A 24,323-nucleotide genomic window follows, 5' to 3' on the forward strand; every position below is an offset into this window, starting at 1 on the left:
AGAACAAAAGATCCAAACCCCCCCTGCGCCCCCCTCCCCCCCCCCCCCTTTCCCTCCATCCTGAAGAGCCCCCCCCCCCCCCCCCCCCCCTCCCCCCCCCCCCCCCCCGCCCCCGCGTCCCGGCAGCGGTTTCCCGATCCGCCGATCTACAGTGCGCTGATCGCCCGCTGGACCGAGGACGGGCGGACCGTGCCGGGGCGGCGCGACCCGGAGTGGTCCCGGATCGCTTCCTCCCCGATCTGGCCGAACGGTCCGCTCTTCGGAAGCTGATCCGAAAGCCGATCCCGATCGGCAGGGCCCCCGCTCAGAGCGCCAGCACCCCCGCCGCCGAAGGGCGGAAACCGCACTGCGCGTAGAAGGCCTCGAGGTGCGGCTCGTAGTCGACGTGCAGCCACTGCGCTCCGCGCTCCCGCGCCGCCCCGGCGGCGGCCCGTACCAGACGGACCCCCAGCCCGCGCCGCCGCTCCTGCGGATGCACCGTCGTGTCGAGGACGAAGGCGTGCACGCCGCCGTCCCAGGCGACGTTGACGTAGCCGACCAGGCGGCCGTCCCGGCGGGCGGCGACCCAGGCCAGGCTCCGCTCGAGGACCGGGGCGAAGGAGGCCGTACGGTGCCCGGGCCAGGAGGCCGCGAACAGCTCGTTCAGTTCGGCCTCGGTCAGGGCCGGGCTGACCTCGAGCGCAGCGGGCTCCGCCACTAGCGCGTCTCCGGCCCCGCGAGGTGGCGGGCGATGACCATGCGCTGGATCTGGTTGGTGCCCTCGACGATCTGGAGCACCTTCGCCTCCCGCATCAGGCGCTCGACCGGGAAGTCCGCGGTGTAGCCGTAGCCGCCGAGGATCTGGACCGCGTCCGTGGTCACGGCCATCGCCGCGTCCGTGCAGAACAGCTTGGCCATCGCCGCCTGGCGGGAGAACGGCTTGCCGGCGTCGCGCAGCCGCGCCGCCGCGAGGTAGAGCGCCCGGCCCGCCTCGATCTTGGTGGCCATGTCGGCCAGCATGAAGCGCAGCCCCTGGAAGTCCGCGATCGGGTGTCCGAACTGCTTGCGGTCCAGCGCGTACGCAACGGCCTCGTCCAGCGCCGCCTGGGCGACGCCGATGGCGCAGGCGGCGATGCCCAGGCGGCCGGCGTCCAGTGCGGCCAGGGCGATCGTGAAGCCCTGGCCCTCCTCGCCGATGCGGCGGGCGTCGGACACCCGGACCCCGTCGAAGTGCAGCTGGGCGGTGGGCGAGCCCTTCATGCCCATCTTCTTCTCGGGCACGGCCGCGGTCAGGCCCTCCGCGTCGCCGGGGACCAGGAAGGCGGTGATGCCCTTGGGGCCCTCGACGCCGGTGCGGGCCAGGACGGTGTAGAAGTCGGCGACTCCGCCGTGGGTGATCCACGCCTTGGTGCCGGTGATGATCCAGTCGTCGCCCTCGCGCACCGCCTTGGTGGTCAGCGAGGCGGCGTCGGAGCCCGCGGCCGGCTCGGAGAGGCAGTACGCGCCGAGGAGGCCGCCGCCGAGCATGTCGGGCAGGTGGGCGGCCTGCTGCTCCTTGGTGCCGTAGCCGGCCAGTCCGTGGCAGGCCAGGGAGTGCACGCTGACGCCGAGGCCGACGGTCAGGCGGGCCGCGGCCAGCTCTTCCAGGACCTGGAGGTAGACCTCGTACGGCTGCTCGCCGCCGCCGAACTCTCCGGGGTACGGGAGGCCCAGCAGCCCCGCGTCGGAGAGCAGGGTGAAGACCTCGCGGGGGAACCGTCCGGCGTCCTCCTCCTCGGCGGCCTTGGGGCGGATCTCGCGCTGTGCGATCTCGCGTACGAGGGCGAGGAGGTCCCGGGACTCCTCGGTGGGCAGCTGACGGTCCACCGTCTGCGGGGCGCGGTCTGTCATGGCGGCGCTCTCCTCCCTGGTCGGGCACGGCGGCGACGCGTGAGGTGTGGGACGCGCCGCCGGATCTCGGTGCTCTTACAGCCGATGCTGCCCTTCCGGATCACGGAAGCGGCTGTTCAGCGGCTGCGGCGGGTTGAGTATGCCCGATCAGGGGCGTCCCGTCACCGGTGCAAGATCATTCCGCTCTCCGGCGGCTCCTCCCCGGGCGGGCGGAGCGGGGCACTCCGGGACGAACTCCTCGATGACGTCCAGTGTCGTCCTCAGCTGGCGCACGAGGAGGGCTCCGAGCCGGTCGCGGTCGGGCTGGTCGGCCGCGCCCGCGACGAGGGCGCCGGTCCATTCCAGGGTGATCCCCTCGACCGAGGAGAGCCAGCCCACGAGCGCGAGCCGGGCGATCGGCGGGAGGGTGCGGCGTCCGTACGCGCCTTCGGCGATGGTGGCGACCAGTTCCTCGCGGACGGCGTCGCGGATGGCCAGCACCTCGGCGTCGGAGCCGACGCCGCCGGTGACGATGGTGCGGTAGGCGGCGTGGTGATGCTCGGCGTAGTACAGGTAGCCGTCGATGGTGCGGCGGACCCGCTCGGCGGGCGGGAGGCCGGTCTCCCCGCCGGCGCGGGCGAGGAGCTCGGCGACGGAGTCCTCGACGATGGCGAGGTAGTAGCCGCGCTTGCTCTTGAAGTAGTAGTAGATCAAGCCCTTGGCGACGCCCGCGTGCTGGGCGATGTCGTCCACGGACAGTGCGTCGTACGAGGTGTCGGCGAACAACTTGCGCCCGGTCGCTATGAGTTCGGCCCTGCGGACCTGCGAACGGCCGGTCGTACCCCGCTGTTGACTATTATTCAAATTCGGCCCTAGCCTCGAACTGCCACCGGATGGCTGAAGTATGGCAGCACCCTGGCAGCACTTCCCCTGCGCACTGGACGACGTACGGGAGGCACCTTCATGGGCATGGGCATGGGCAAGGGCAAGGGCCACGACAAGGGCAAGGGCAAGCACGAGCGCAGGGACGAGCGCGCGGACGCCGGTGGCAGCGGGGGCCGCGGACGGCCCCGCGAGGGCCGGGTCCGGTGGAAGAAGACGGTCCTGGTCGCGGTGCCGGCGGTCGCCGCGGTCGGTGCCATGGCCGTCATCATGGCGCAGGGCGCGCTCGCCGCCTCCTTCGCCGTCTCGGGGACCAGTTTCCAGGTCTCCTCCTCCCGGCTGACGAGCAAGGGCCTGGCCTCCTACGTGCAGACGGACCGCTCCGTCGACGGCAAGGGCCATCCCGTGGCGCTCCTCGGCATCGGCGAGGCCACGCTCGCCGACATCTGCCAGGCCGCGGAGGTGGGGACCCCGCTCGGCACGGTGGTCTTCAAGCTGACCGCCGGGGGCCCGGCCGGGGAGGTCACGGCGAGCAGTCTGGTGATCGACGGCGAGGACCTGGCCGGCGACGCCGTCTTCGGCACGGCGCAGATCGGCCGGGACGCCTCGACCCTGGACCAGGTGGCCGGGGTCAAGGGCGAGCCGGGCGCGTTCGGCCTCCAGGCCGGGGACATCGAGGTGGTGGGCGTGAAGTCCCGCGCCTGGTCCGCGACCGGCGGAAACTTCCGGCTCAAGGGCCTGAAGCTGAGCGTCGGCCTGGACGGCGCGACGTGCTTCTAGTCGTCCGCAGCGCCGTCCGGCGGGCAGCGGGCCTGCGGAACGGGTGGCTCGAGCGGCGGCTCCCGCTGCCGGAGCACCGGCGCCGGCTGCGCGTGTGGCGCCGGACCCGGCCGTTCTGGGGCGGGCTGCTGCTGGTGCTGGGCGGGACCGAGCTGCTGCTCGTCCCGCTGTCGCCGCTGACCGTGCTGGTGAGCCTGGGCCTCGGCGGGATCGCCGCCATCGGGATCGGTGTGGCGCTGGTCCTGGCGGGGCTGTTCCTGTGGTTCCTGCCGCAGGCCCGGGCGTACGTGTCGCTGCACGCGCTGCTGCTGTCGGTGCTCTCCTTCGTGGCGACCAATCTCGGCGGGTTCCTGGTCGGGATGGCGCTCGGGATCGCCGGGAGCGCGCTGGCCTTCGGCTGGACCCCGCTGCCCGCGCAGGAGCCGGACGAGGAGGGTCCGTACCTGCCGAGCCCGGACGGCGCGGGTCCGCGGGCGCTGGCCGCCGTACTGCCCGTGGTGCTGCTGGCGGCGCTGGCGACGGGCGGCACCAGTCCGGAGCCCGGTTCACCGCGAGAAGGGGCGGGCGCCGCGCCCGCCGCGGGGACTCCGATGGCGGCGCGGACTCCGCCGACGGTCACCACCTCGCTGTTCGCGCCGCAGGGCTTCGCCTTCGCGGGGGTCGCGCACGTGCCGACGGTGGACGGGCCGCTGAAGGTGCTGGTGCTGCGGATGCGCGCGGCCTCGCTGCGCGACTACCGGCTGCGCACGCGCGACGGAAGCGAGGAGTACGGGCTCGCCGCCACCTCGCTCGATCTGCGGGGCGACGTGACCTTGTACCTGACGAGGTTCAGCGGCTGCATCGAAGGGCTGCTGTGCGTCACCTTCAGCCCGGACGGGCTGCCCGCTCCGCCGGTGATCCCGCCGTTCGTCTTCATGACCCGGGTCACGGCCGAGCAGGCGCTCGTCACCTCCGATGTGATCGTCACCGACGGGCTGCGGCTGGAAGCCTCGTGATCTGCCGGGCGGGGTGCTCGGCGGGGGTCAGCCGGCCGTGACGCGGATCTTGGACTGGCCGTGTCCGAGCCGCTCCCAGTCGTCCATGAACCGGGCCTTGAGGCCGTGCCGCGCGGCAAGGTCGACGAGGGTCTCGGTGCGGTAGTAGAAGTCCTCGCGCAGGACCTGGTGTTCGGCGCCCTCGGTGCGGTCGAAGGTGAAGTCGAACCAGCCGCCCGGGGCCAGTACGCGCTCCACGTGGGCCAGGCACTCGTCGATGATCGGGACCGGGGAGTGGGAGAAGACGCTGTGGGCGTGCACGACGTCGAAGTGGCGGTCGGGGAGGAAGTCCAGGGTGAGGTCCCGGGTGATGGTCAGGTGCGGCAGCTTGTGCTGCAGGCGCTGCCTGGTCAGGGTCTCCTTGGCGGCGATGAGGATGTCGGGCGAGATGTCGATGCCGTAGTAGTGGCCGGGTTCGAGGTGCTCGATGAAGCGCCAGCCCGCCCGCAGGTTGCCGCAGCCGATGTCCAGCATGCGGTGGGCGGGCGTGAGGCCGTGGCCCAGCAGGTAGTCGAACTGCATCTTGCCCAGGGCCAGCCAGCGGTCGTGGCTCTGGCTGCCGACGGCGGCCTCGGGGTTGCGGCCGGTGTCCGAGGCCATGACGGCCCGGTAGTACGACACGTGGTCGGGGTGCTTGTGGCGCAGCCAGGCGTCCCGTGCGGCGCGGCGGAGGTACGGGGCGATGCGGGTCGGGTTGCTCAGCGCGTAGCGGACCTTGTGGGCGACGCTGGTGCGGTCGGCGTGAAGGTTCTTCTTCGTGGCCATGAGGAGTCCCTTGTGGCTGGTGTGGAGGCACGGGTGCTCGGGCGTCGAGCGGAATTGTGCAGGCGCGGTCCGCCGCCGCCGCACAGCCTCGCCGTCCTGGGACGCGAAAACGCCCGCCACGACGAACGTGACGGGCGCGCGGGGTGCGGCGGGGGGAACCGGGGGGTTACAGCCAGCCGACCTGGGTGACGAACATGGCCACCACGACGACGAGCGTCCAGCCGAGCACGTGCTCCAGCCAGGAGGAGTCGTCCTCGGGTCCGCCGGTGCGGACGAGGGTGCGGGCGGGGACGTCGGGGGCGGCGCTGTTGGCGGTCATGGTGTCCAATGTGCCAGCGTTCGCGGCTTTCGCGGGAGAGATGTTGGTCACTGGTGGCGCGCGTCACGCAGCGCAGCCGGGCCCGGGCCGCTCCGGCGTACCGGTGCGGCCCGGGCCCGGCCGATGAGGATCCCGACGGGCCGGTCAGACGCGGGTCTCCCTGTTGCGGCCGGCCATGGCCGCCATCGCGAGGCCGAGGCACAGGGCGACGGCGCCGGTGATGATGTTGCTGACCACGGTGCGGGTCGTGTCCATCTCGCCGGCGATGGCCCACGGGGCGATGATCGTCCATGCACCGAGGGCGACCGCTGTCCACGCCATGGCGTGGGTGCGTTCGTAGGCAGTGCCCAGACCGCCCATGCACAGGCAGAACGCCAGGCCGGCGATCAGGTTGTTGATGGCCAGCGGCGTGAGGGTGCTGAACCCTGCGATCCATGGCGAAGCCGCCAGGTACAGGCCGGTGATCAGGGCCAATGCCTCCACGGCCTGCGCTGCGGGGGTGGCGGTCACCCGCTCGAAGCGCGTGCGCATCTCAGCGAGGTCGGGGTGGTGCTCGATGCTCGAATGGGTGGTCATGTCTGGCCGCCTCTCCTTGAGAAGGCTTTATGTGCCATTTACCCCATTATGTTCCGCCTATCCCCACCATCAGGTCAAAGGTGGGTTTCACCGGTTTTCACAGCACTCCCACCGCACGCAGCGCCGCGAGCCGCGCCGCGTCGGGCACCTGCGGGGCGTAGAGGTAGCAGACGCCACCGGAGCCGGAGACGACCTTCCCGGCCGCGTTGTGGCGCTTGGTGCGCAGCCAGACGTTCTCGAATTCGCGACGCTTGTAGACACGGCGTACGGACGGGTTGTCGGGCGCGTGGGGGTCGTTGACGACGACGTCCCCGGCGGCCGTGAACCCGATGACGGTCATCAGGTGGCCCGCGGTGCCGTAGCCGGCGCCGGTGAGCTCCTCGGCGCGGAAGGACTGCGAGGTGATGGCCGGGATCCCGGCCCGGACCAGGGTCTCCAGGTCGGCCAGGGAGGCGAGGCGGGTGACGACGCCCGCGAGCCCTCGGTGGGTGGCGGCGTAGGCGGCGTTGAAGGGCCAGTTGCCGCAGCCCTTGTAGGCGGCGTCGTAGGTGGAGCGGGCCGCGTGGCACACCTGCGGGTCGGAGTACCGGGGGTCGACCCAGGCCGTGGAGCCGGCGGCGGCCCTGTGGCCCCAGTACTCGACGACCATCTGGGAGGACGTGGGGCTGCACCAGGCCTCTCCCCCGTTGTCGTACTCGGGGTAGCGCCCCTTGTGGACCTCCTGGGAGTAGCGCGGGACCTTCAGCTCGTGGGCCCGCCCGGAGGGGGTGGAGGCGGGGACGGTGAACCGGTCCGGGACGGCGGAGACCATCGCGCCGGCGAGCCGGACGGTGGGCCCCCGGTCGGCGCCGGGCCGGCGGTACAGGGTCAGGCGCAGCTGCCAGGCGGTGATGCGCGGGCCGCCCGCCGGGGAGTCGACGGCCAGGGTGTCGGTCCAGACGGTGGACCGGCCGTCGGTCTGGCCGTCCACGGAGGTGCGGCGGATGTCGCCGTCCCCGGAGGCCCAGCGGCCCATGACGTACCAGGGGGTGGCCGTGCCGTCCTGGTAAGTGGCCCGCAGTTCGATCCGGATCCAGGTCCCGGCGGGGGTGTCGGCGTTCCAGGAGGCGACGGCCTCCGTGGCGGGGACGGCCGGGCGGTGCACGGGCGAGGTCCAGGTGGCGTACTCCCAGACGCCCTTCTTCCCGGTGTGCGGGTCGGCGTACTCGGTCCGGCCCGCCGGGGTCCTGACCTGCAGACCGGGGCGGGCGCCACCCACCGCGGCGGTGCCCCGGTGGGTCCCGGCCAGCCAGTGGGCGTGCGAGAACCAGAACCGGTTGTCGACGGTACGGCCCGGGCCCCGGGGGGCGGCCGGGGCGGCCGCGGAGGCGCTGCCGCCGGAGACGGTGGCGGCGGTGGCCGCGGTGGCGACCGCGAGTGCGGCGGCGAGTACGGCCCTGCGCGGTGTGGGTGCGGTCATCGCGGGGTCCCCCAGGGTGGGTCGGTGCTTCGGGTCGGTGCTTCGGTGGCTTCACCCTTCCAGTTCCCGCCCGTCGCGGGCCGAAGCCGCGCCACGTGTCGGCCCTGTCTACGCTGGTCGGGTGGAGCCACACCAGTCACTCGAATCACTCGCGCGGGAACTCTCCGCGCTGCCCCCGTCCCTCGGCCCGGTACGGCTCGTCGGGATCGACGGGCACGCCGGTTCCGGGAAGAGCACCTTCGCGGCGCGGCTGGCGGACGCCCTGGGCGGGGTTCCGGTGCTACACCTGGACGACGTGGCCACCCACGAGGAACTGTTCGGCTGGCAGGAGCGGCTGCGGACGCAGGTACTGGAACCGCTGGCGGCCGGGCGGCCCGCGCACTGGCGGCCGTACGACTGGGTGGAGCGCCGCTTCGGCCCGGAGCGGGTCCTGGAGCCGGTGCCGGTGCTCCTCGTCGAGGGGGTCGGGGCCGGGCGGCGGGCGCTGCGGCCGCATCTGGCGCGGCTGCTGTGGATGGAGACGCCCCGTGAACAGTCCTGGGGGCGGGGGCGAAACCGGGACGGGCGTGAACTTTCCGATTTCTGGGACGGGTGGGAGCGCGCGGAGCGCGCGCACTTCTCGGATGATCCTTCGCGCCCCTTCGCGGACACCCTGGTGCGGCAGAGGGGTACGGGATACGAGTGGTCTTGCGGGGCGGGTGCGCCCGCACGAACCCCCGCTTCGGTCACCGAGGGTCACGGACTCCCCCGGGCCTGAGCCGCCCGGGAAGTCCGCTCCGCCGGGGCTCCACCGACCTGCTTGACCTCGGGCCCGCACCGGCCTTACGTTCTCAATGCGGGGCTTTTACCGGCCTCCGCGCACGCGAAGCCCCCGGTTGTTCCCCCGTGACCGGGGGCTTCGTCCTGTTCCGGGTCACCCCGCGCCTTCACCGTGCGTCACCGGGCACGCCCGGGACACACCCCCTAACCCGGCCCCTCGCACCCTACGTAAGGTGCGAAACCGCAGGTACGATGCACCCCTGATTTCATCGGCGCAAGGGCAACTCGCGCCCTCGGCGCGGGGGTTGCCGCGCACCACGGGGGCAGGCTTGTGGGGGACGTGATGGATTTCGGCACGCCGGGCAGTGCGCACGCCCCGGCCGAACTCGCCTGGCTGCGCGGGGTCGACGCCTGCACCATGGGCGCCTATCCGCAGGCCGAGGAGGAGTTCCGGGCGGCCGTACGGCTCGATCCCACGATGGCCGACGCCTGGCTGGGCCTGCACGCGCTGCGGGTGGACACCACCGACGCGTTACTGCGCATGTACGCGCACCGGGACCGCTTCGGGGAACAGCGGGCCCGGCACCGGCGGACGCTGAACTCCTGGTACTGGCTGGGCTGGTGGGTGCAGCCCGTGCTGGAGAGCCGGCGGGACCTGCTGCTGGCCCACGCCTCGCACTGGCTCGACGGCCGCCACGTGCCCGAGCTGGACCAGGCGCTCGCCGCACTGCCCCCGGTCGACACCGATCCGCAGGTGCGGTTCCTGCACGCCTGCCGGGCCTACCTGGTCAAGGACTGGGAGCAGTTGGTCCGGCACACCGAGCCGCTGGTGGACGATCCGCTGCTGGGCATCGAGGCGGGCCTGTTCGGGGGGATGGCCCGGGTCCGGCTGGAGATGTACGGGCAGGCCGAGCCGATGCTGTCGGCGGCGCTGATGCGGTGTCGCAGCGAGCAGCCCCAGCGCAAGGAGCTGCGGTACTGGCTGGCGCGGGCGCACGAGGGCACCGGGCGCAGCGCGGCGGCGCTGCCGCTGTACCGGGCGGTGCACCGGGTGGACCCGGCGTTCATGGACACCGCGGCCCGGCTGACGGCCATCGAGGACGGCGACGACACCGACGGCATGGCCGGCCTGGCGGGGTATTCCGGGTTCGGGAGCTTCGGCGGGCACGGGCCGCCGCCGGCGGGCGGGGACTTCGCCGCGGTGGCGCTGAGCGGCGGCGGGCCGGTCCAGGACATCGCGGCGGACGGCCAGGTGGAGCCCGATCCGCTGGGCGCGGCCACCCCGCCCGCGGGCCGGGCGGAGGGCGTACGGCGCAAGGTGTCCGTCCCGCCGCAGGGCGCGCCCGCGGGGCTGCCTGCCGGGCCCGCCGACCCGGAGGCGCTCGCCGGTGCGCTGGCGGAGCTGGAGCGGATGGTGGGGCTCGAGCCGGTCAAGCGGCAGGTGAAGGCGCTGTCCGCGCAACTGCACATGGCCCGGCTGCGGGCCGGGCAGGGACTGCCGGTGCAGCCGCCGAAACGGCACTTCGTGTTCTCCGGGCCGTCGGGTACGGGAAAGACGACGGTGGCCCGGATCCTGGGCCGGGTGTTCTACGCGCTGGGGCTGCTGGGCGGCGACCATCTGGTGGAGGCGCAACGCGCGGACCTGGTGGGTGAGTTCCTCGGCCAGACGGCCGTGAAGGCGAACGAGCTGATCGACTCGGCGATCGGCGGGGTGCTGTTCGTGGACGAGGCCTACTCGCTGTCCAACTCGGGTTACAGCAAGGGCGACGCGTACGGCGACGAGGCGCTCCAGGTGCTCCTGAAGCGGGCCGAGGACAACCGCGACCACCTGGTGGTGATCCTGGCGGGCTATCCGGCCGGGATGGACCGGCTGCTGGCCGCCAATCCGGGGCTCTCCTCGCGGTTCACCTCCCGGGTGGACTTCCCCAGCTACCGGCCGCTGGAACTGACCGCGATCGGCGGGGTCCTGGCGGAGGCGAACGGGGACCGCTGGGACGAGGAGGCCCTGGAGGAACTGCGCAGCATCAGCGGCCACGTGGTGGAGCAGGGCTGGATCGACGAGCTCGGCAACGGGCGGTTCCTGCGGACGCTGTACGAGAAGAGCTGCGCGTACCGGGACCTGCGGTTGGCGGGTTTCCCGGGGGAGCCGTCGCGCGACGACCTGGCGACGCTTCGGCTGCCGGACCTGATGCAGGCCTACGGCGAGGTCCTGTCGGGCCGCGGCCCCCAGGACCGTCCGGAGCCGCCGCCGCTGTAGCCGCTGCGCGGGGGTTCGGGGGCAGCGCCCCTGACAACGGTGCCGCGGGCTAAGCGCGGCCTGCCGGCACCCGGTGGGCCGGGTCGCGGACCTCGCCGACGAGCATTTCCAGGACGTCCTCCAGGGCGACCAGGCCGAGGACCCGGCCCGAGGGGTCGGCGACCTGGGCCAGGTGGGTGGCGTCGTGCCGCATGACGGTGAGCGCGTCGTCCAGCGGCAGGGTGGCGGAGAGGACCGGCATCCGGCGCCAGACCCGCTGCGGCACGGCCCGCTCCCGCTCCTCCAGGTCCAGGACGTCCTTCACGTGCAGGTAGCCCATGAAGGCACCGTTCGCGGAGCGGACGGGGAAGCGGGAGTAGCCGGTGCGGACCGTCAGCTGCTCGATCTGGCGCGGGGTGGCGGAGGGGCCGACCGTCACCAGGCGGGCCGGCGGCAGGAGCACGTCGGTGACCGGGCGGCTGCCCAGTTCGAGGACGTCCTCCAAACGTTCCTGCTCGCCCGGTTCGAGGAGCCCCGCCTGCCGGGAGTCCTCGACCAGGCGGCCCAGCTGGGCGCTGGTGTAGACGGCTTCGACCTCGTCCTTCGGCTCGACCTTGAACAGCCGCAGGACCAGGGTGGCGCAGGCGCCCAGCGCGGTGGTGACCGGCCCGCACAGGCGGGCGAAGGCGACCAGGCCGGGGCTGAACCACAGGGCGGTCTTCTCGGGGGCGGCCATGGCGAGGTTCTTGGGGAGCATCTCGCCGATGACCAGGTGCAGGAAGACCACGGCGGCGAGCGCGAACGCGTAGCCGAGGGGGTGGATCAGGCCCTGCGGTACGTGGACGGCGTGGAAGACGGGCTCCAGCAGCCGGGCCACGGTGGGTTCGGCGACCGCGCCGAGGGTGAGGGAGCACACGGTGATGCCGAACTGCGCGGCGGCCATCATGCGGGGCAGGTTCTCCAGGCCGTGGAGCACCTGGCGGGCCCGCTTGGAGCTCGCCGCGAGCGGCTCGATCTGGCTGCGCCGTACGGAGACGAGGGCGAACTCGGCGCCGACGAAGAAGCCGTTGGCGAGGACCAGCAGCAGGGCGAAGAGGAGCTGGAGCACGTTCACCGGGCCGCGCCCTCCAGCTCGGCCGGCTGCGGTGCCGGATCGGCGGGGCGGCCGGCGCCGAGGCGGGTGGCGGGCCGCTCGGTGCGGCCGGCGCCGGAGGGCCGGCCGTACGGGACGGCGGCGGGGACGGGCGTCGTCCGTACGAGGCGCACCCGTTCCGCGCGGTTGCGGCCGACCCGGCGGACGGACAGCCGCCAGCCGGGGAGCTCCGCGCGGTCCCCGGGGGCGGGGATCCGGCCGAGGAGGTCGGCGACGAGGCCGGCGACGGTCTCGTACGGGCCTTCGGGCACCTCCAGGCCTATCCGGCGCAGGGTCTGCACGCGGCAGCTGCCGTCGGCCTCCCAGGAGGGGCGGCCGTCCTCGGCGGGTACGGCGGCCAGCTCGGGCGCGTCGTCCTCCGCGAGGTCGTGCTCGTCCCGGACCTCTCCGACGAGTTCCTCCACGATGTCCTCCAGGGTGACCACGCCGGCGGTGCCGCCGTACTCGTCGACGACCACGGCCATCGGCTGTTCGCTGCGCAGCCGCTCGAGCAGCGGCTGCACGGGCAGGGAGCCGGGCACCAGCAGCGGGGCGACGCTGATCCGGCCGACGGTGGTGCGGGCGCGCTCCGGCTCGGGTACGGCGAGGGCGTCCTTGAGGTGGACGACGCCGGTGATCTCGTCGATGCGGTCGCGGTAGACCGGGAAGCGGGAGAGGCCGGTGGCGCGGGTGAGGTTGAGCACGTCGGCCGCGGTGGCCGTGTGCATCAGCGCGCTGACCTTCACCCGGGGGGTCATGACGTGCTGGGCCGTGAGCCCGCCCAGCGAGAGGGTCCGTACGAAGAGGTCGGCGGTGTCCTGTTCGAGGGCGCCGGCCTGGGCCGAATGGCGGACCAGGGAGACCAGTTCGCCGGGGGTGCGGGCGGAGGCCATCTCCTCGGCCGGCTCCACGCCGAGCGCCCGTACGAGCCGGTTCGCGACGGCGTTGAGGCCGGCGATGACCGGCCGGAAGGCGCGGGAGAAGGCGTGCTGGGGGCCGGCGACGAAGCGGGCGACCTGGAGCGGCCGCGAGACCGCCCAGTTCTTCGGGACGAGCTCGCCGACGACCATCTGGACGGCGGAGGCGAGCAGCATGCCGATGGCCACGGCGACGCCGGAGGCGGCGCCCCCCGCGAGGCCGGTCGCGGCGAGCGGCGCGGCCAGCAGGGCGGCCAGGGCCGGTTCGGCGAGCATGCCGACCACGAGGGAGGTGATGGTGATGCCGAGCTGGGTGCCGGAGAGCTGGAAGGACAGCTCCCGCAGGGCCTTGACGACCGTGCGGGCACGGCGGTCACCGTCGGCGGCGGCGCGTTCGGCCTCGGGCTTCTCCACGGTGACGAGGCCGAATTCGGCTGCCACGAAGAAACCGTTGGCGAGGATCAGGACGAAGGCCGCGCCGAGCAGGAGTAGCGGGATGGTCATGCCGCCGCCTCCGTGGGGAGGGCGGCGCGGGTATTACCGGACGATCCGTCCATTGCTGGAGGGAGTCACTCCTCAAGTCGCAGGGTGCCCGCAGGCCCCGGGGGGCCCGGGACAAGTGGGAGGGCGCACGGCTGCGCCCCGCCACCAGGGTAGTCATTGAGATCGCGGCCGCAACGGTACGCGGCGACGAGGATCTGCGGGCTCAGTGGTCGTGTGCGCCGGTTCCCCTGGCCGCGGCGAGGGCGCGCAGCGCGCGGGCGTCGGCGATGGCCTGGGCGCGGGCGATTCCGGGCTGGATGCCCAGGGCGGGCAGGCTGGTGCCGTCGTTGAGGTCGAGGAACACCCACGGGTCGCCGGGGCGGAGGTTGACGCGCAGGATCTGCGCCCACTCCAGGCGGCGGGTGGTGGTGAGGTTGACGACGGTGACCCCGGCCTCGTCCGCGACCACCTTGGGGCGGCTGAGCAGGAGGAGGACGGAGGACAGCAGGACCGCGGTGAAGACGAAGCTGATCCGCTCTCCCGGGCTGAGGGTCTCCAGCAGGAAGGCGATCGCCGTGATGGTGGCGAACATGGCGAGCCCGACGCTCAGCAGGACGGCCCGGGTGCGGGTCGGCCGGAAGGTGACCGGCAGGGCGGGCGGTACGGGCTGGGCGGCGGGCTCGGTCATGGTGTGCGCTCGGTTCTGCGAGAGGGGGTCGGACCCGGAGGGCGGAGCCGGGGCTCAGCGAGACGGTGCTCGGAGCCCGGGCTCGGAGACGGTGCTCGGAGCCCGGGCTCGGAGGCGGGGCTCAGAGGCGGCAGGCGTGGATCGAGGTGGTGAGGATCGCGCGCGCGCCGAGCTCGTACAGGTCGTCCATGATCCGCTGGGCCTCCTTGGCCGGGACCATGGCGCGGACCGCGACCCAGCCCTCGTTGTGCAGCGGGGAGACGGTCGGCGACTCCAGGCCGGGGGTGAGGGCGACCGCGCGCTCCAGGTGCTCGGCGCGGCAGTCGTAGTCCATCATCACGTAGCTGCGGGCCACCAGGACGCCCTGGAGGCGGCGCAGGAACTGCTGGGCGCGCGGGTCGTCGGCGTCGGTGCCGTTGCCCCGGATGACGACGGCCTCGGAGGTGAGGATCGGCTCGCCGATGACCTCGAGGCCGGCGTTGCGCAGGCTGGTGCCGGTCTCGACGACGTCCGCGATGACCTGGGCGACGCCGAGCTGGATGGCGGTCTCGACCGCGCCGTCGAGGTGGACGACGGAGGCGTCGATGCCCTTCTCGGCGAGGTGCTTGGCGACGATTCCCTCGTACGAGGTCGCGATGGTCATCCCGTGGAAGTCCTCGGGGCCCTTCGCGGTGCCGGGGAGCGTGGCGTAGCGGAAGGTGGAGCGGCCGAAGTTCAGCGCCAGGATCTCCTCGGCGCTGGCGCCGGAGTCGAGCAGCAGGTCGCGGCCGGTGATGCCGATGTCGAGGCGGCCCGAGGAGACGTAGATCGCGATGTCCTTGGGGCGGAGGTAGAAGAACTCCACCTCGTTCTCGGGGTCGACGACCACGAGCTCCTTGGACTCCTTGCGCATCCGGTAGCCGGCCTCATGGAGCATCGCCGACGCCGGTCCGGAGAGTGAACCCTTGTTGGGGACGGCGATGCGCAGCATGGGGCTTCCTTCAGTGCGTAGATGCGTAAGGGGTGTGCGGGCGGGGGGCCCGGTGGTGAGGGGCTCCGGCCTAGAGGTGCGCGTAGACGTCGTCGAGGGAGATCCCGCGCGCCACCATCATCACCTGGACGTGGTAGAGCAGCTGGGAGATCTCCTCGGCGGCGGCTTCCTTGCCCTCGTACTCGGCGGCCATCCAGACCTCTGCGGCCTCCTCGACGACCTTCTTGCCGATGGCATGGACGCCCTTGCCGACCAGCTCGGCGGTGCGGGAGGTGCTGGGGTCGCCGTTGGCGGCCTTGAGCTGGAGCTCGCTGAAGAGCTCTTCGAATGTCTTGGAGGGTTTGCTCGCCATGATGGTCCTCAGAATACGGGGTTCCCCCACGCCACTCAGCGCCAGGGTTCGCTGACGGTCCGCAGGGTCATGGCGGTGGAGACGGCGGCGGTGACCGCTTCGTGCCCCTTGTCCTCGTTCGACCCCTCGAGTCCGGCGCGGTCCAGCGCCTGCTCGTCGTTGTCGCAGGTCAGGACGCCGAAGCCGACGGGGACTCCGGTGTCGATCGACACCTGTACCAGGCCCTGGGTGACGCCCTGGCAGACGTAGTCGAAGTGCGGGGTGCCGCCGCGGATGACCACTCCGAGGGCGACGATGGCATCGTAGCCGCGACCGGCGAGTACCTTCGCCACGACCGGGAGCTCGAAGCTGCCCGGGACGCGGAGCAGGGTCGGCTCGTCGATGCCCAGTTCGTGCAGGGCGCGCAGGGCGCCGTCGACGAGTCCGTCCATGACCTTCTCGTGCCACTGGGCCGCGATAACGGCGACTCGCAGGTCTCCGCAGTTCTTCACGCTCAGTTCGGGTGCGCCCTTGCCGCTCACAGCTCTGCTCCTCGGTGGTTCGTGTTGGGGTGTGTGGTTACTGGTTGCCGCAGGTGGAGGACGTGGTCACGGCCCCGTCCAGCCAGGGCAGGTCGTGGCCCATCCGGTCCCGCTTGGTGCGCAGGTACCGCAGATTGTGCTCGCCCGCCTCCACCGGCATGGCTTCCCGGCCGGAGACCTCGATGCCGTGGCGTTCGAGGGCGGCGGACTTGTCGGGGTTGTTGGTCAGCAGCCGGACGCTGCGCACGCCGAGGTCGGCGAGGATCTGGGCGCCGGCCCCGTAGTCGCGGGCGTCGGCGGGCAGGCCGAGTTCCAGGTTGGCGTCGAGGGTGTCGCGGCCGCGTTCCTGGAGTTCGTACGCGCGCAGCTTGGAGAGCAGTCCGATGCCCCGGCCCTCGTGGCCGCGCAGGTAGACGACGATCCCGCGGCCCTCGGCCTGGATGCGCTGCATGGAGGCGTGCAGCTGGGGGCCGCAGTCGCAGCGCTGGGAGGCGAAGATGTCGCCGGTGAGGCACTCGGAGTGCATCCGGACCAGGACGTCGGCGCCGTCGCCGATCTCGCCGTGGACGAGGGCCACGTGTTCGACCCCGTCGACGGTCGAGCGGAAGCCGTACGCGGTGAAGTCGCCGAAGGCGGTCGGCAGGCTGACCTCGGCTTCGCGGCGCACGGTCGGCTCGGCGGAGCGGCGGTAGGCGATCAGGTCCTCGATGGAGATGATCGTCAGGCCGTGCTTGCGGGCGAAGGGGATCAGCTCGGGCAGGCGCAGCATGACGCCGTCCTCGCCGGCGATCTCCACGATGGCGCCGGCGGGGCGCAGGCCGGCGAGGCGGGCGAGGTCGACGGCGGCCTCGGTGTGGCCGTTGCGGACCAGGACGCCGCCGGGCTTGGCGCGCAGCGGGAAGATGTGGCCGGGGCGGACGAAGTCGCCGGGCTCGCTGGCTCCGTCGGCGAGGAGCCGCAGGGTGGTGGCGCGGTCGGCGGCGGAGATGCCGGTGCTGACGCCGTGGGCGGCGCTCGCGTCGACGGAGACGGTGAAGGCGGTCTTCATCGACTCGGTGTTGTGCTGGACCATCTGGGGGAGTTCGAGCCGGTCCAGCTCGGGGCCCTCCATGGGGGCGCAGATCAGGCCGCGGCACTCGCTCATCATGAAGGCGATGATCTCGGGGGTGGCCTTCTCGGCGGCGATGACGAGGTCGCCCTCGTTCTCGCGGTCCTCGTCGTCGACGACGATGATCGGGCGGCCCGCGGCGATGTCGCGGATGGCCTGCTCGACGGGGTCGAGCCGGAAGCACTCTTCGAAGCTCTCTTCGGGAATGGCGGGCACGGGCTTGAGGCTGGTCATGCCGTTGCTCCTTCCAGGGCCGGGGCGGTGGTGGTGCGCGAGCGCTGGTACCAGTCGTAGGCGCCCCACAGCACGAGGGCGAAGTACACGACGTAGACGAGGCCGGAGAAGGCCAGACCGTTGTTGAAGGCGAGCGGAACGCCGACCAGGTCGACGAGGAGCCAGGCCAGCCAGAATTCGACGAGGCCGCGGGCCTGGGCGACCATCGCGACGACGGTGCCGACGAAGATGTACGCGTCGAACCAGGGGATGTACGGGGACAGCTCCGGGTAGAGCTTGAAGAGGCCGCCGACGGCCAGGGTGCCCAGCACCGCACCGGCGAGGAGCAGTCCGCGCTCCTTCCAGGTGGCGGTGCGTACGGCGATGGAGCCGTCCTGGGCCTGCTGCCGGCCGCGCTGCCAGGCGCGCCAGCCGAATACGGCGACGCCGATGACCAGCAGCTGCTTGCCGACGCCGCCGGTGAGGTGGGCGGAGGCGTAGGCGGCGATGAGGATGAGGCCGGAGAGGAGCTGGGCGGGCCAGGTCCATAGGGAGCGGCGCCAGCCGAGGGCGAGGGCGGCGAGGCCCATCAGGTTGCCGATCATGTCGGACCAGATGACCTTCTGCCCGAAGACGGTGAAGGCTTCGGCGTTGAGCCAGGTCAGGGCGCTCACCGGGTGGCCTTCCGGTCCGCGCCGAGCAGCCGCTCGACGTACTTGGCGAGGACGTCGACCTCGAGGTTGACCGGGTCGCCGGGCTGCTTGATGCCCAGGGTGGTCAGCGCGAGGGTGGTCGGGATGAGGCTGATGGTGAACCAGTCGGCGGCGGCTTCGACCACGGTGAGGCTGACGCCGTCGACGGTGATGGAGCCCTTTTCGACGACGTAGCGGGAGAGGTTCTCGGGGAGGGTGACCTTGACGATCTCCCAGTGCTCGGAGGGGGTGCGGGAGAGGATTTCGCCGGTTCCGTCCACGTGGCCCTGGACCAGGTGGCCGCCGAGTCGCCCGCCCAGCGCCATCGGGCGCTCCAGGTTGACGCGGGAGCCCTCGGTCAGGGCGCCGAGGCTGGAGCGGTTGAGGGTTTCTTGCATGACGTCGGCGGTGAACTCGCCGTCGGCGGTTTCCACGACGGTCAGGCAGACGCCGTTGACGGCGATGGAGTCACCGTGCTTGGCGCCCTCGGTGACGAGGGGGCCGCGCAGGCGGAAGCGGGAGGCTTCCTCGAGCTGCTCGACCGCGGCGACCTCGCCCAGTTCTTCGACGATTCCGGTGAACACTTCAGCGCTCCTTGAGGGCTGCGGGGACGGAGGAAGCCGTGGGGACGGCGGTGATGCGGATGTCTGTGCCGCTGCGGACGGATTCGGTGATCCGGAGCCGGAGCGCTGCGGAGAGGGTGCCGATGCCGGCGTCGCCGAGGGCGGCCGGACCGGCGCCGAGCAGGACGGGGGCGAGGTAGCCGATGACCTTGTCGACGGCGCCGGCGGCGACGAAGGCGCCGGCCAGGGTCGGGCCGCCTTCGAGGAGGACGGAGCGGACTCCGCGCCGGTGCAGTTCGCCGAGGACGGCGTCCACGGAGATGCCGTTCCGGTCGGAGGGGAGCCTGGCCAGCTCCACACCGGTGAGGTGGCGGGTGTCGGCGCCCTCGGCGACGGCGATCAGGGTCGGGGCGGCCCCGTCCAGGACGCGGGCGGTGGGCCGGACGGTGGCGTGGGTGTCCAGGACGACGCGCAGGGGCTGGACGGCGCCCTCGATGCCGCGGACGGCGAGGTGCGGGTCGTCGGCGCGCAGGGTGCCGGAGCCGACCACGACGGCGTCGGCCTCGGCGCGCAGCCGGTGGACGTCGGCGCGGGACTCCGGGGAGCTGATCCAGCGGCTGGTGCCGTCGGCGGCGGCGATGCGGCCGTCGAGGGTGGCGGCGTACTTCCACAGGACGTACGGGCGTCCGAGCCGCACGGAGGTCAGCCAGGCGGTGTTGCCGGCCTCGGCCTCCTGGGCGAGCAGCCCCGCCTCCACGGTGATCCCGGCCTCGCGCAGGGTGTCGGCGCCGCCGCGGGCCTGCGGGTTCGGGTCGGGGACGGCGTAGACCACGCGGGTGATCCCGGCCTCGACGAGGGCGCGGGCGCAGGGTCCGGTACGGCCGGTGTGGTTGCAGGGCTCCAGGGTGACGTAGGCGGTGCCGCCGCGGGCCGCGCCGCCCGCCGTGCGCAGGGCGTGGACCTCGGCGTGCGGGCCGCCGGCCCGCTCGTGCCAGCCCTCGCCGACGACGGTGCCGGAGGCGTCGGTGATGACGCATCCGACGACGGGGTTGGGGCTGGTGGAGCCGAGGCCGCGGGCGGCGAGCTCGACGGCTCGGCGCATGGCGCGGGTGTCCGCGTCGGGTGCTGCGTGCGCGGCGTGTGTCGCCACCGGGTCCTCCTGCCTCATCGGGCACGGACTCCGGGGCCTGTCGGGATACGACAGATGAAGCGGTACAGCGCACACGGGGACGCCGAGGCCGGAAAAACGGTCCGCTGCGCCACATCCGCAGGGATGTGCCGAGGAACCGCCGACGGCGGCGTACCGGTCACTGGCCCGCCGCGCACTGCCTCCCATCCGGACTTTAACCGTCGGTCCAGGAATCTCACCTGGTCAACCGGCCGCTGGCTGCGGACGGGTCGCGGACTATAACCGCCGGTTCGGAATTACACCGACCCCGGAGTGCGCTGCTACTGGTACTCCAGCCAGTCTGCCACGGGTGATCGGCGGCCATGCGGGTGAAGTGGTGTGGCCTGGCTCACAGGGGGATCGCGGGGCGGGTGCGCGGGGGTCGGTGCGGGGGCGTGCACGGGGGTCGGCGCGGGGGTCGGCGCGGGGGCCTGCACGGGAGGTCGCGCGGAAGGTCGCACAGGAGGGCGGGAGTCGCGCACGGCCGACGTGCGGGTGCCCGGGGGCGGCCCGGGGGCGGCCCGGCCGAGTGAACGCGTGGTTGGTCCAGACCTATTGACGGGGTGGTCTAGTCCTCTTAACGTTCCCTTCATCTTCCCCGGGAGCAGCCCGTCAGATGTGCGCACGTCACGGGCCAACACGCTTCACTTTTCCGCATGTTGTGTCCTGTTGTGTCCCGCCATCCTCCCCTCCCCAGGAGGCACGATGCTGTCCCCCACACGTACGAGAGCGATGCTGCTGGCATCCGGCGCCGCAATCGCCGGACTGCTGGTGGCCGGGCTCTCGACGGGCGTCTCCCACGCCGCCGACCACGAGAGCTGCCGCCCCGACGGGCTGTACAAGACGGCCGGCGTCGACGTCCCGTACTGCTCGGTCTACGACACCGAAGGCCGCGAGAAGATGGGCGCCGACCACCAGCGCCGGGTCATCGGCTACTTCACCGGGTGGCGCACCGGCAAGGACGGCGCCCCCGCCTACCTCGCCCACAACATCCCGTGGTCCAAGGTCACCCACCTGAACTACGCCTTCGCCCACGTCGGCGCCGACAACAAGATCTCGGTCGGCGCCGACAACGCGAACAACGCCGCCACCGGGATGACCTGGCCGGGCGTCGCGGGCGCCGAGATGGACCCGGCCCTCCCGTACAAGGGCCACTTCAACCAGCTGACCAAGTTCAAGAAGCAGTACCCGGACGTCAAGACGCTGATCTCGGTCGGCGGCTGGGCCGAGACCGGCGGCTACTTCGGGGACGACGGCAACCGGGTCGCCTCGGGCGGCTTCTACTCGATGGCCACCAACGCCGACGGATCGGTCAACCAGGCGGGCATCGAGACCTTCGCGAACTCCTCGGTCGAGTTCATCCGCACGTACGGGTTCAACGGCGTCGACATCGACTACGAGTACCCGACCACCATGAAGGACGCGGGCAACCCGCTGGACTGGCAGCTGTCCAACGCCCGCCGGGCCGGACTCGTCCAGGGGTACGACGCCCTGATGAAGACCCTGCGCGAGAAGCTGGACCGGGCCGGCGCCGCCGACGGCAAGCACTACCTGCTCACCGTGGCCGCCCCCTCCTCCGGCTACCTGCTGCGCGGCATGGAGACGTTCCAGATGCAGAAGTACCTGGACTACGTCAACATCATGTCCTACGACCTGCACGGGGCCTGGAACGAGTTCGTCGGGCCGAACGCCTCGCTCTTCGACGACGGCAAGGACGCCGAGCTGGCCGCCGCGAACGTCTACGGCAGCTCCCAGTACGGGAACATCGGCTACCTCAACACGGACTGGGCGTACCACTACTTCCGCGGCTCCATGCCGGCCGGCCGCATCAACATCGGCCTGCCGTACTACACCCGCGGCCACAAGAACGTGCAGGGCGGCACGGACGGCCTGTGGGGCAGGGCCCCCGCGACCACCTGTCCGGCCGGCGCGGGCCTGACCAAGTGCGGTGACGGCGCGGTCGGCATCGACAACCTCTGGCACGACAAGGACACCAACGGCGCCGAATCGCCCGCCGGTTCCAACCCGATGTGGCACGCGAAGAACCTGGAGAAGGGGATCGTCGGCGACTACGTCACCACGTACGGCTTCCCCGCGAACACCACGCTGACCGGCACCTACGCCCGCAAGTACGACGCGACGCTGGTCGCGCCGTGGCTGTGGAACGCGCAGAAGAAGGTCTTCCTGTCCACCGAGGACGAGCAGTCGGTGGCGGCCAAGGCCGACTACGTGGTCGACCGCGGCATCGGCGGCACCATGGTCTGGGAGATGGCCGGCGACTACGCCTGGAACGCGGCCAAGGGCCAGTACGAGATGGGCGACACGCTCACCACGCTGATGTACGACAAGTTCAAGGCCGCCGCCCCGTACGGCGCGAAGAAGTCGAACGCGGCGCTGCCGGCGCAGGCCGTGGACATCAAGACGGAGTTCACCGCGTTCAAGCTCGGCGACTCCAACTACCCGATCACCCCGAAGCTCAAGATCACCAACAACACGACGGCCACGCTGCCGGGCGGCACGGAGTTCCAGTTCGACTACGCGACCGCGGCCCCGGCCAATGCCTCCGACCAGTCCGGCTTCGGCACCAAGGTGATCCGCAGCGACCACACGGGCAGCAACGCCGGCGGCCTGAAGGGCGACTTCCACCGGGTCTCCCTGAAGCTGCCGGCCTGGCAGACGCTGGCCCCGGGCGCCTCGGTGGACCTGGCGTTCAACTACTACCTGCCGGTGTCCACGCCCTCCAACTGGACGGTGAACATCTCCGGCACGACGTACGCGCTCGCCGGTGACCTGGCGCGCGGCGTCACGGTGGTCCAGCCCGGCTCCACGGCGCCGCCGACCACGCCGCCCACCTCGCCGCCTCCGACCACGACTCCGCCGACCTCTCCCCCGCCCACCACGACGCCGCCGACGGGCGGTGCGTGCACCAGCCCGGCGTACGTGGCGGGCCAGGTCTACACCGGCGGCAGCCTCGTCTCCCACAAGGGCCGCACGTGGAAGGCCCAGTGGTGGACGCAGAACGAGGAGCCCGGAACGACGGGCGAATGGGGCGTCTGGAGGGACCAGGGCGCCTGCTGACCCCTCTGGGTGAGCGACGACGATGACGGCGTGAGGACCCGGTGGCCCGGCGGCCACCGGGTCCTCGCACGTGGACGTCACATTCGGCGGCCCTGTCCTGTCCTACTGGTGCAAGCAGTTCGGATCCAGGAAGGACGGACACCACCATGAGCACCATCCTCGTCACCGGGGGCACCGGGAACCTCGGCTCGCTGGTCACGGAGCGGCTCCGGGCGGCGGGCCGCGAGGTCCGCGTCCTGAGCCGGCGCGCGCCGGACCATCCGGTGGACCTGCGGGACGGCAGCGGCCTGGACGCGGCGATGGCGGGCGTGGAGGTGGTCGTGCACTGCGCGAGCTCCCCGCGCGGGGGCGACGAGGAGGCCGCGCGGCACCTGATCGACGCGGCGCGGCGGGCGGGGACCGTCCGGAACCTGGTCTACATCTCGATCGTCGGGGTCGACGTGGTCCCGTTCGGCTACTACCGGTCCAAACTGCGCGTGGAACGCCTGCTGGAGGCTTCCGGGCTGGGCGTGACGATCCTGCGCACGACCCAGTTCCACGATCTGGTGGCCCAGGTGGTCGAGATGGCGGCGAAGCTGCCGGTCGTGCCGCTGCCGTACGGGGTCCGGGTGCAGCCGATCGCGGTCGAGGAGGTCGCCGACCGCCTGGCGGAACTGGCCGTGCCGACCCCTTCGGGCCGGGTCCCGGACATGGGCGGCCCGGAGATCAGCACCCTGCCGGAGCTGGGCCGCGCCTACCTGGCGGCGACGGGCCGCCGGCGCCGGGTGGTCCCGCTGCCGCTGTGGGGCAAGGCGTACGCGGGCTTCAAGCGCGGCGGCAACCTGACACCGTCGCACGCGTCGGGCCGCGGCACGTTCGGGCAGTACGCGGCGGGGCGATCAGCGGATCCCCACCGGGGGTAGGGCGACCGGGGGCTCCGGCCCGGCCGAGGCCGCCAGGGTCGGCAGCGGTCCGGCCCACCGGTATGCCCAGGTCGGCGGCACGCCCCAGGCGGGGCGGGCTCCGGCCTGGCGGCAGGACCGGCCCGGCGAGCAGGCTCCGACCTGGCGGTACGCCCGGCCGGGGTGGGCTTGGGCCTGGCGGTAGGCCCGGTGGGCCTGGCGGTACGCCCGGCCCGGGCGGCGGGCCCGGCCCAGCGGCCCCAGCCCGACGGCAGACCCGACCCGGCCGAGAGGCCCAGCCCCGCGGCAGACCCAGCGCGGCGGTGCGCCTGGCCGTCGGTACGGCCCGGGCAGGGCCGGCTCCGGCCCGGCGGTACGCCCCCGAGCGCGGCGAGCTTGGGCCGGGCGATACGCCGGCCCGGCGGTAGGCCCGATCCGGCCTGGAGGCCCGGGCCGGATCGTACGCCCGCCTACGTCCGGACGGCCGGTACGCCCAGCCGGAGGTACGCCCGACCACGCGGCAGACCCGGCCCGGCGGTACGCCCCGGGCGAGGCAGGCTCCGGCCTGGCGGTACGCCCGGCCCGGCGGCAAGCCGGGGCTGGCGGCAAGCCGGGGCTGGCGGCAGGCCCGGGCTGGTGGTCAGCCCCGGGCAGGTGGCAGGCGGGGGTCGGCGGTACGCCCGGCCCGGCCGGGAGGCACGGCGGGGGTGGTACGCCTGCCGCGCGGCAGGCCCAGCCGGCGGTACGCCACCGGCTGGGCGGACTTCCGCCTGGCGCTTCGCCCAGCCCGGGAACCCAGCTCCGCAGCGGGCACAGCGCGGCGCACGCCCGGCCGGCGGCCCCCCGCCGGGTCGGGCTTGACCTGGCGCTACGCCCGGCCCGGCGGCAGACCCGACCCG

Annotated in this window: 23 protein-coding genes and 1 riboswitch; of the genes, 6 read left to right on the plus strand and 17 right to left on the minus strand. The window is 72.8% G+C overall.

Going from position 1 to position 24,323, the window contains the following annotated elements; genetic code table 11:
* Positions 1-304 precede the first annotated feature (304 nt).
* The 3 genes from ACZ6I1_RS27450 to ACZ6I1_RS27460 all read right to left on the minus strand — a co-directional run bounded on the left by ACZ6I1_RS27450 (position 305) and on the right by ACZ6I1_RS27460 (position 2,712).
* Complete coding sequence (locus ACZ6I1_RS27450) at positions 305-697, minus strand: GNAT family N-acetyltransferase (protein ID WP_469291561.1); 393 nt, start codon at positions 695-697, stop codon at positions 305-307.
* On the minus strand, positions 697-1,869 hold the full coding sequence (locus tag ACZ6I1_RS27455) for an acyl-CoA dehydrogenase family protein (RefSeq protein WP_469291563.1): 1,173 nt from the start codon (positions 1,867-1,869) through the stop codon (positions 697-699). Before ACZ6I1_RS27455 ends, ACZ6I1_RS27450 begins: the two co-directional genes overlap by 1 nt.
* A gap of 147 nt (positions 1,870-2,016) precedes the next feature.
* Positions 2,017-2,712, minus strand: a complete 696-nt coding sequence (locus tag ACZ6I1_RS27460) for a TetR/AcrR family transcriptional regulator (RefSeq protein ID WP_469291565.1) — start codon at positions 2,710-2,712, stop codon at positions 2,017-2,019.
* A gap of 276 nt (positions 2,713-2,988) precedes the next feature.
* Between ACZ6I1_RS27460 and ACZ6I1_RS27465 the strand changes: the two genes are divergently transcribed.
* Entirely contained in the window at positions 2,989-3,510 is a 522-nt protein-coding gene (locus ACZ6I1_RS27465) for a DUF6230 family protein (RefSeq protein ID WP_469291664.1), read from the plus strand.
* On the plus strand, positions 3,501-4,505 hold the full coding sequence (locus ACZ6I1_RS27470; RefSeq protein ID WP_469291567.1) for a DUF6114 domain-containing protein: 1,005 nt from the start codon (positions 3,501-3,503) through the stop codon (positions 4,503-4,505). Before ACZ6I1_RS27465 ends, ACZ6I1_RS27470 begins: the two co-directional genes overlap by 10 nt.
* A gap of 27 nt (positions 4,506-4,532) precedes the next feature.
* Here the strand turns inward: ACZ6I1_RS27470 and ACZ6I1_RS27475 are convergent, their stop codons facing one another.
* The 4 genes from ACZ6I1_RS27475 to ACZ6I1_RS27490 form a co-directional block, all read right to left on the minus strand.
* Positions 4,533-5,309 carry a class I SAM-dependent methyltransferase gene (locus ACZ6I1_RS27475; RefSeq protein ID WP_469291569.1) on the minus strand — a complete coding sequence of 259 codons (777 nt, stop codon included), beginning with the start codon at positions 5,307-5,309 and terminating at the stop codon, positions 4,533-4,535.
* Positions 5,310-5,475: 166 nt separating this feature from the next.
* Positions 5,476-5,628 (minus strand): SCO1431 family membrane protein, encoded by a 153-nt coding sequence (locus ACZ6I1_RS27480; protein ID WP_469291571.1) that lies wholly within the window; start codon positions 5,626-5,628, stop codon positions 5,476-5,478.
* Between the two features lie 144 nt (positions 5,629-5,772).
* Complete coding sequence (locus ACZ6I1_RS27485; RefSeq protein WP_469291573.1) at positions 5,773-6,204, minus strand: SPW repeat protein; 432 nt, start codon at positions 6,202-6,204, stop codon at positions 5,773-5,775.
* A gap of 97 nt (positions 6,205-6,301) precedes the next feature.
* Complete coding sequence (locus ACZ6I1_RS27490) at positions 6,302-7,663, minus strand: peptidase C39 family protein (RefSeq protein ID WP_469291575.1); 1,362 nt, start codon at positions 7,661-7,663, stop codon at positions 6,302-6,304.
* Between the two features lie 121 nt (positions 7,664-7,784).
* Between ACZ6I1_RS27490 and ACZ6I1_RS27495 the strand changes: the two genes are divergently transcribed.
* Positions 7,785-8,420 carry a uridine kinase family protein gene (locus tag ACZ6I1_RS27495; RefSeq protein ID WP_469291576.1) on the plus strand — a complete coding sequence of 212 codons (636 nt, stop codon included), beginning with the start codon at positions 7,785-7,787 and terminating at the stop codon, positions 8,418-8,420.
* A gap of 345 nt (positions 8,421-8,765) precedes the next feature.
* Positions 8,766-10,679, plus strand: coding sequence for an AAA family ATPase (locus ACZ6I1_RS27500; RefSeq protein WP_469291578.1), 1,914 nt, complete (start codon positions 8,766-8,768; stop codon positions 10,677-10,679).
* Between the two features lie 49 nt (positions 10,680-10,728).
* Here ACZ6I1_RS27500 and ACZ6I1_RS27505 read toward each other — a convergent pair whose 3' ends face one another.
* From ACZ6I1_RS27505 to ribD, 10 genes are all read right to left on the minus strand, one after another.
* Positions 10,729-11,772: a hemolysin family protein gene (locus tag ACZ6I1_RS27505; RefSeq protein WP_469291580.1), complete on the minus strand. Its 1,044-nt coding sequence runs from the start codon at positions 11,770-11,772 to the stop codon at positions 10,729-10,731.
* Complete coding sequence (locus ACZ6I1_RS27510; protein WP_469291582.1) at positions 11,769-13,211, minus strand: hemolysin family protein; 1,443 nt, start codon at positions 13,209-13,211, stop codon at positions 11,769-11,771. The genes ACZ6I1_RS27505 and ACZ6I1_RS27510 overlap by 4 nt, the downstream gene beginning before the upstream one ends.
* Positions 13,212-13,413: 202 nt before the next feature.
* Positions 13,414-13,878, minus strand: coding sequence for a PH domain-containing protein (locus ACZ6I1_RS27515; protein ID WP_469291584.1), 465 nt, complete (start codon positions 13,876-13,878; stop codon positions 13,414-13,416).
* 121 nt (positions 13,879-13,999) lie between these two features.
* Positions 14,000-14,848, minus strand: a complete 849-nt coding sequence (gene hisG, locus ACZ6I1_RS27520) for an ATP phosphoribosyltransferase (RefSeq protein WP_362591207.1) — start codon at positions 14,846-14,848, stop codon at positions 14,000-14,002.
* Between the two features lie 70 nt (positions 14,849-14,918).
* Complete coding sequence (locus ACZ6I1_RS27525) at positions 14,919-15,200, minus strand: phosphoribosyl-ATP diphosphatase (protein WP_446594813.1); 282 nt, start codon at positions 15,198-15,200, stop codon at positions 14,919-14,921.
* Positions 15,201-15,235: 35 nt separating this feature from the next.
* A complete protein-coding gene (gene ribH / locus ACZ6I1_RS27530; protein ID WP_007262951.1) occupies positions 15,236-15,721 on the minus strand; it encodes a 6,7-dimethyl-8-ribityllumazine synthase in 486 nt (161 codons plus the stop codon).
* 37 nt (positions 15,722-15,758) lie between these two features.
* A complete protein-coding gene (locus tag ACZ6I1_RS27535) occupies positions 15,759-17,063 on the minus strand; it encodes a bifunctional 3,4-dihydroxy-2-butanone-4-phosphate synthase/GTP cyclohydrolase II (RefSeq protein WP_469291586.1) in 1,305 nt (434 codons plus the stop codon).
* On the minus strand, positions 17,060-17,716 hold the full coding sequence (gene pnuC / locus ACZ6I1_RS27540; RefSeq protein WP_469291588.1) for a nicotinamide riboside transporter PnuC: 657 nt from the start codon (positions 17,714-17,716) through the stop codon (positions 17,060-17,062). Before pnuC ends, ACZ6I1_RS27535 begins: the two co-directional genes overlap by 4 nt.
* Positions 17,713-18,318: a riboflavin synthase gene (locus ACZ6I1_RS27545; protein WP_469291590.1), complete on the minus strand. Its 606-nt coding sequence runs from the start codon at positions 18,316-18,318 to the stop codon at positions 17,713-17,715. The genes pnuC and ACZ6I1_RS27545 overlap by 4 nt, the downstream gene beginning before the upstream one ends.
* A gap of 1 nt (position 18,319) precedes the next feature.
* Entirely contained in the window at positions 18,320-19,465 is a 1,146-nt protein-coding gene (gene ribD / locus ACZ6I1_RS27550; protein WP_469291592.1) for a bifunctional diaminohydroxyphosphoribosylaminopyrimidine deaminase/5-amino-6-(5-phosphoribosylamino)uracil reductase RibD, read from the minus strand.
* A 150-nt stretch (positions 19,466-19,615) separates the two neighbouring features.
* Positions 19,616-19,746: riboswitch (FMN riboswitch) on the minus strand.
* 424 nt (positions 19,747-20,170) lie between these two features.
* Here ribD and ACZ6I1_RS27555 point away from each other — a divergent pair.
* Together ACZ6I1_RS27555 and ACZ6I1_RS27560 are read left to right on the plus strand one after the other, a co-directional pair.
* Positions 20,171-22,543, plus strand: coding sequence for a chitinase C-terminal domain-containing protein (locus ACZ6I1_RS27555; RefSeq protein ID WP_469291594.1), 2,373 nt, complete (start codon positions 20,171-20,173; stop codon positions 22,541-22,543).
* 146 nt (positions 22,544-22,689) lie between these two features.
* Complete coding sequence (locus ACZ6I1_RS27560; RefSeq protein WP_469291596.1) at positions 22,690-23,445, plus strand: SDR family oxidoreductase; 756 nt, start codon at positions 22,690-22,692, stop codon at positions 23,443-23,445.
* The last annotated feature ends 878 nt before the right edge of the window (positions 23,446-24,323 follow it).

It is taken from the genome of Streptomyces sp. NPDC046303 (assembly GCF_055588085.1).

What these genes read in the sequence shown, in the direction of transcription:
- ACZ6I1_RS27480 (WP_469291571.1), bottom strand. Translation starts at nt 5,628, where the DNA reads ATGACCGCCAACAGCGCCGCCCCCGACGTCCCCGCCCGCACCCTCGTC.
- ACZ6I1_RS27465 (WP_469291664.1), top strand. Translation starts at nt 2,989, where the DNA reads ATGGCCGTCATCATGGCGCAGGGCGCGCTCGCCGCCTCCTTCGCCGTC.
- ACZ6I1_RS27515 (WP_469291584.1), bottom strand. Translation starts at nt 13,878, where the DNA reads ATGACCGAGCCCGCCGCCCAGCCCGTACCGCCCGCCCTGCCGGTCACC.
- ACZ6I1_RS27525 (WP_446594813.1), bottom strand. Translation starts at nt 15,200, where the DNA reads ATGGCGAGCAAACCCTCCAAGACATTCGAAGAGCTCTTCAGCGAGCTC.
- ACZ6I1_RS27560 (WP_469291596.1), top strand. Translation starts at nt 22,690, where the DNA reads ATGAGCACCATCCTCGTCACCGGGGGCACCGGGAACCTCGGCTCGCTG.
- ACZ6I1_RS27490 (WP_469291575.1), bottom strand. Translation starts at nt 7,663, where the DNA reads ATGACCGCACCCACACCGCGCAGGGCCGTACTCGCCGCCGCACTCGCG.
- ribD (WP_469291592.1), bottom strand. Translation starts at nt 19,465, where the DNA reads ATGAGGCAGGAGGACCCGGTGGCGACACACGCCGCGCACGCAGCACCC.
- ACZ6I1_RS27455 (WP_469291563.1), bottom strand. Translation starts at nt 1,869, where the DNA reads ATGACAGACCGCGCCCCGCAGACGGTGGACCGTCAGCTGCCCACCGAG.
- ACZ6I1_RS27510 (WP_469291582.1), bottom strand. Translation starts at nt 13,211, where the DNA reads ATGACCATCCCGCTACTCCTGCTCGGCGCGGCCTTCGTCCTGATCCTC.
- ACZ6I1_RS27535 (WP_469291586.1), bottom strand. Translation starts at nt 17,063, where the DNA reads ATGACCAGCCTCAAGCCCGTGCCCGCCATTCCCGAAGAGAGCTTCGAA.
- ACZ6I1_RS27475 (WP_469291569.1), bottom strand. Translation starts at nt 5,309, where the DNA reads ATGGCCACGAAGAAGAACCTTCACGCCGACCGCACCAGCGTCGCCCAC.
- ACZ6I1_RS27555 (WP_469291594.1), top strand. Translation starts at nt 20,171, where the DNA reads ATGCTGTCCCCCACACGTACGAGAGCGATGCTGCTGGCATCCGGCGCC.
- ACZ6I1_RS27500 (WP_469291578.1), top strand. Translation starts at nt 8,766, where the DNA reads ATGGATTTCGGCACGCCGGGCAGTGCGCACGCCCCGGCCGAACTCGCC.
- hisG (WP_362591207.1), bottom strand. Translation starts at nt 14,848, where the DNA reads ATGCTGCGCATCGCCGTCCCCAACAAGGGTTCACTCTCCGGACCGGCG.
- ACZ6I1_RS27485 (WP_469291573.1), bottom strand. Translation starts at nt 6,204, where the DNA reads ATGACCACCCATTCGAGCATCGAGCACCACCCCGACCTCGCTGAGATG.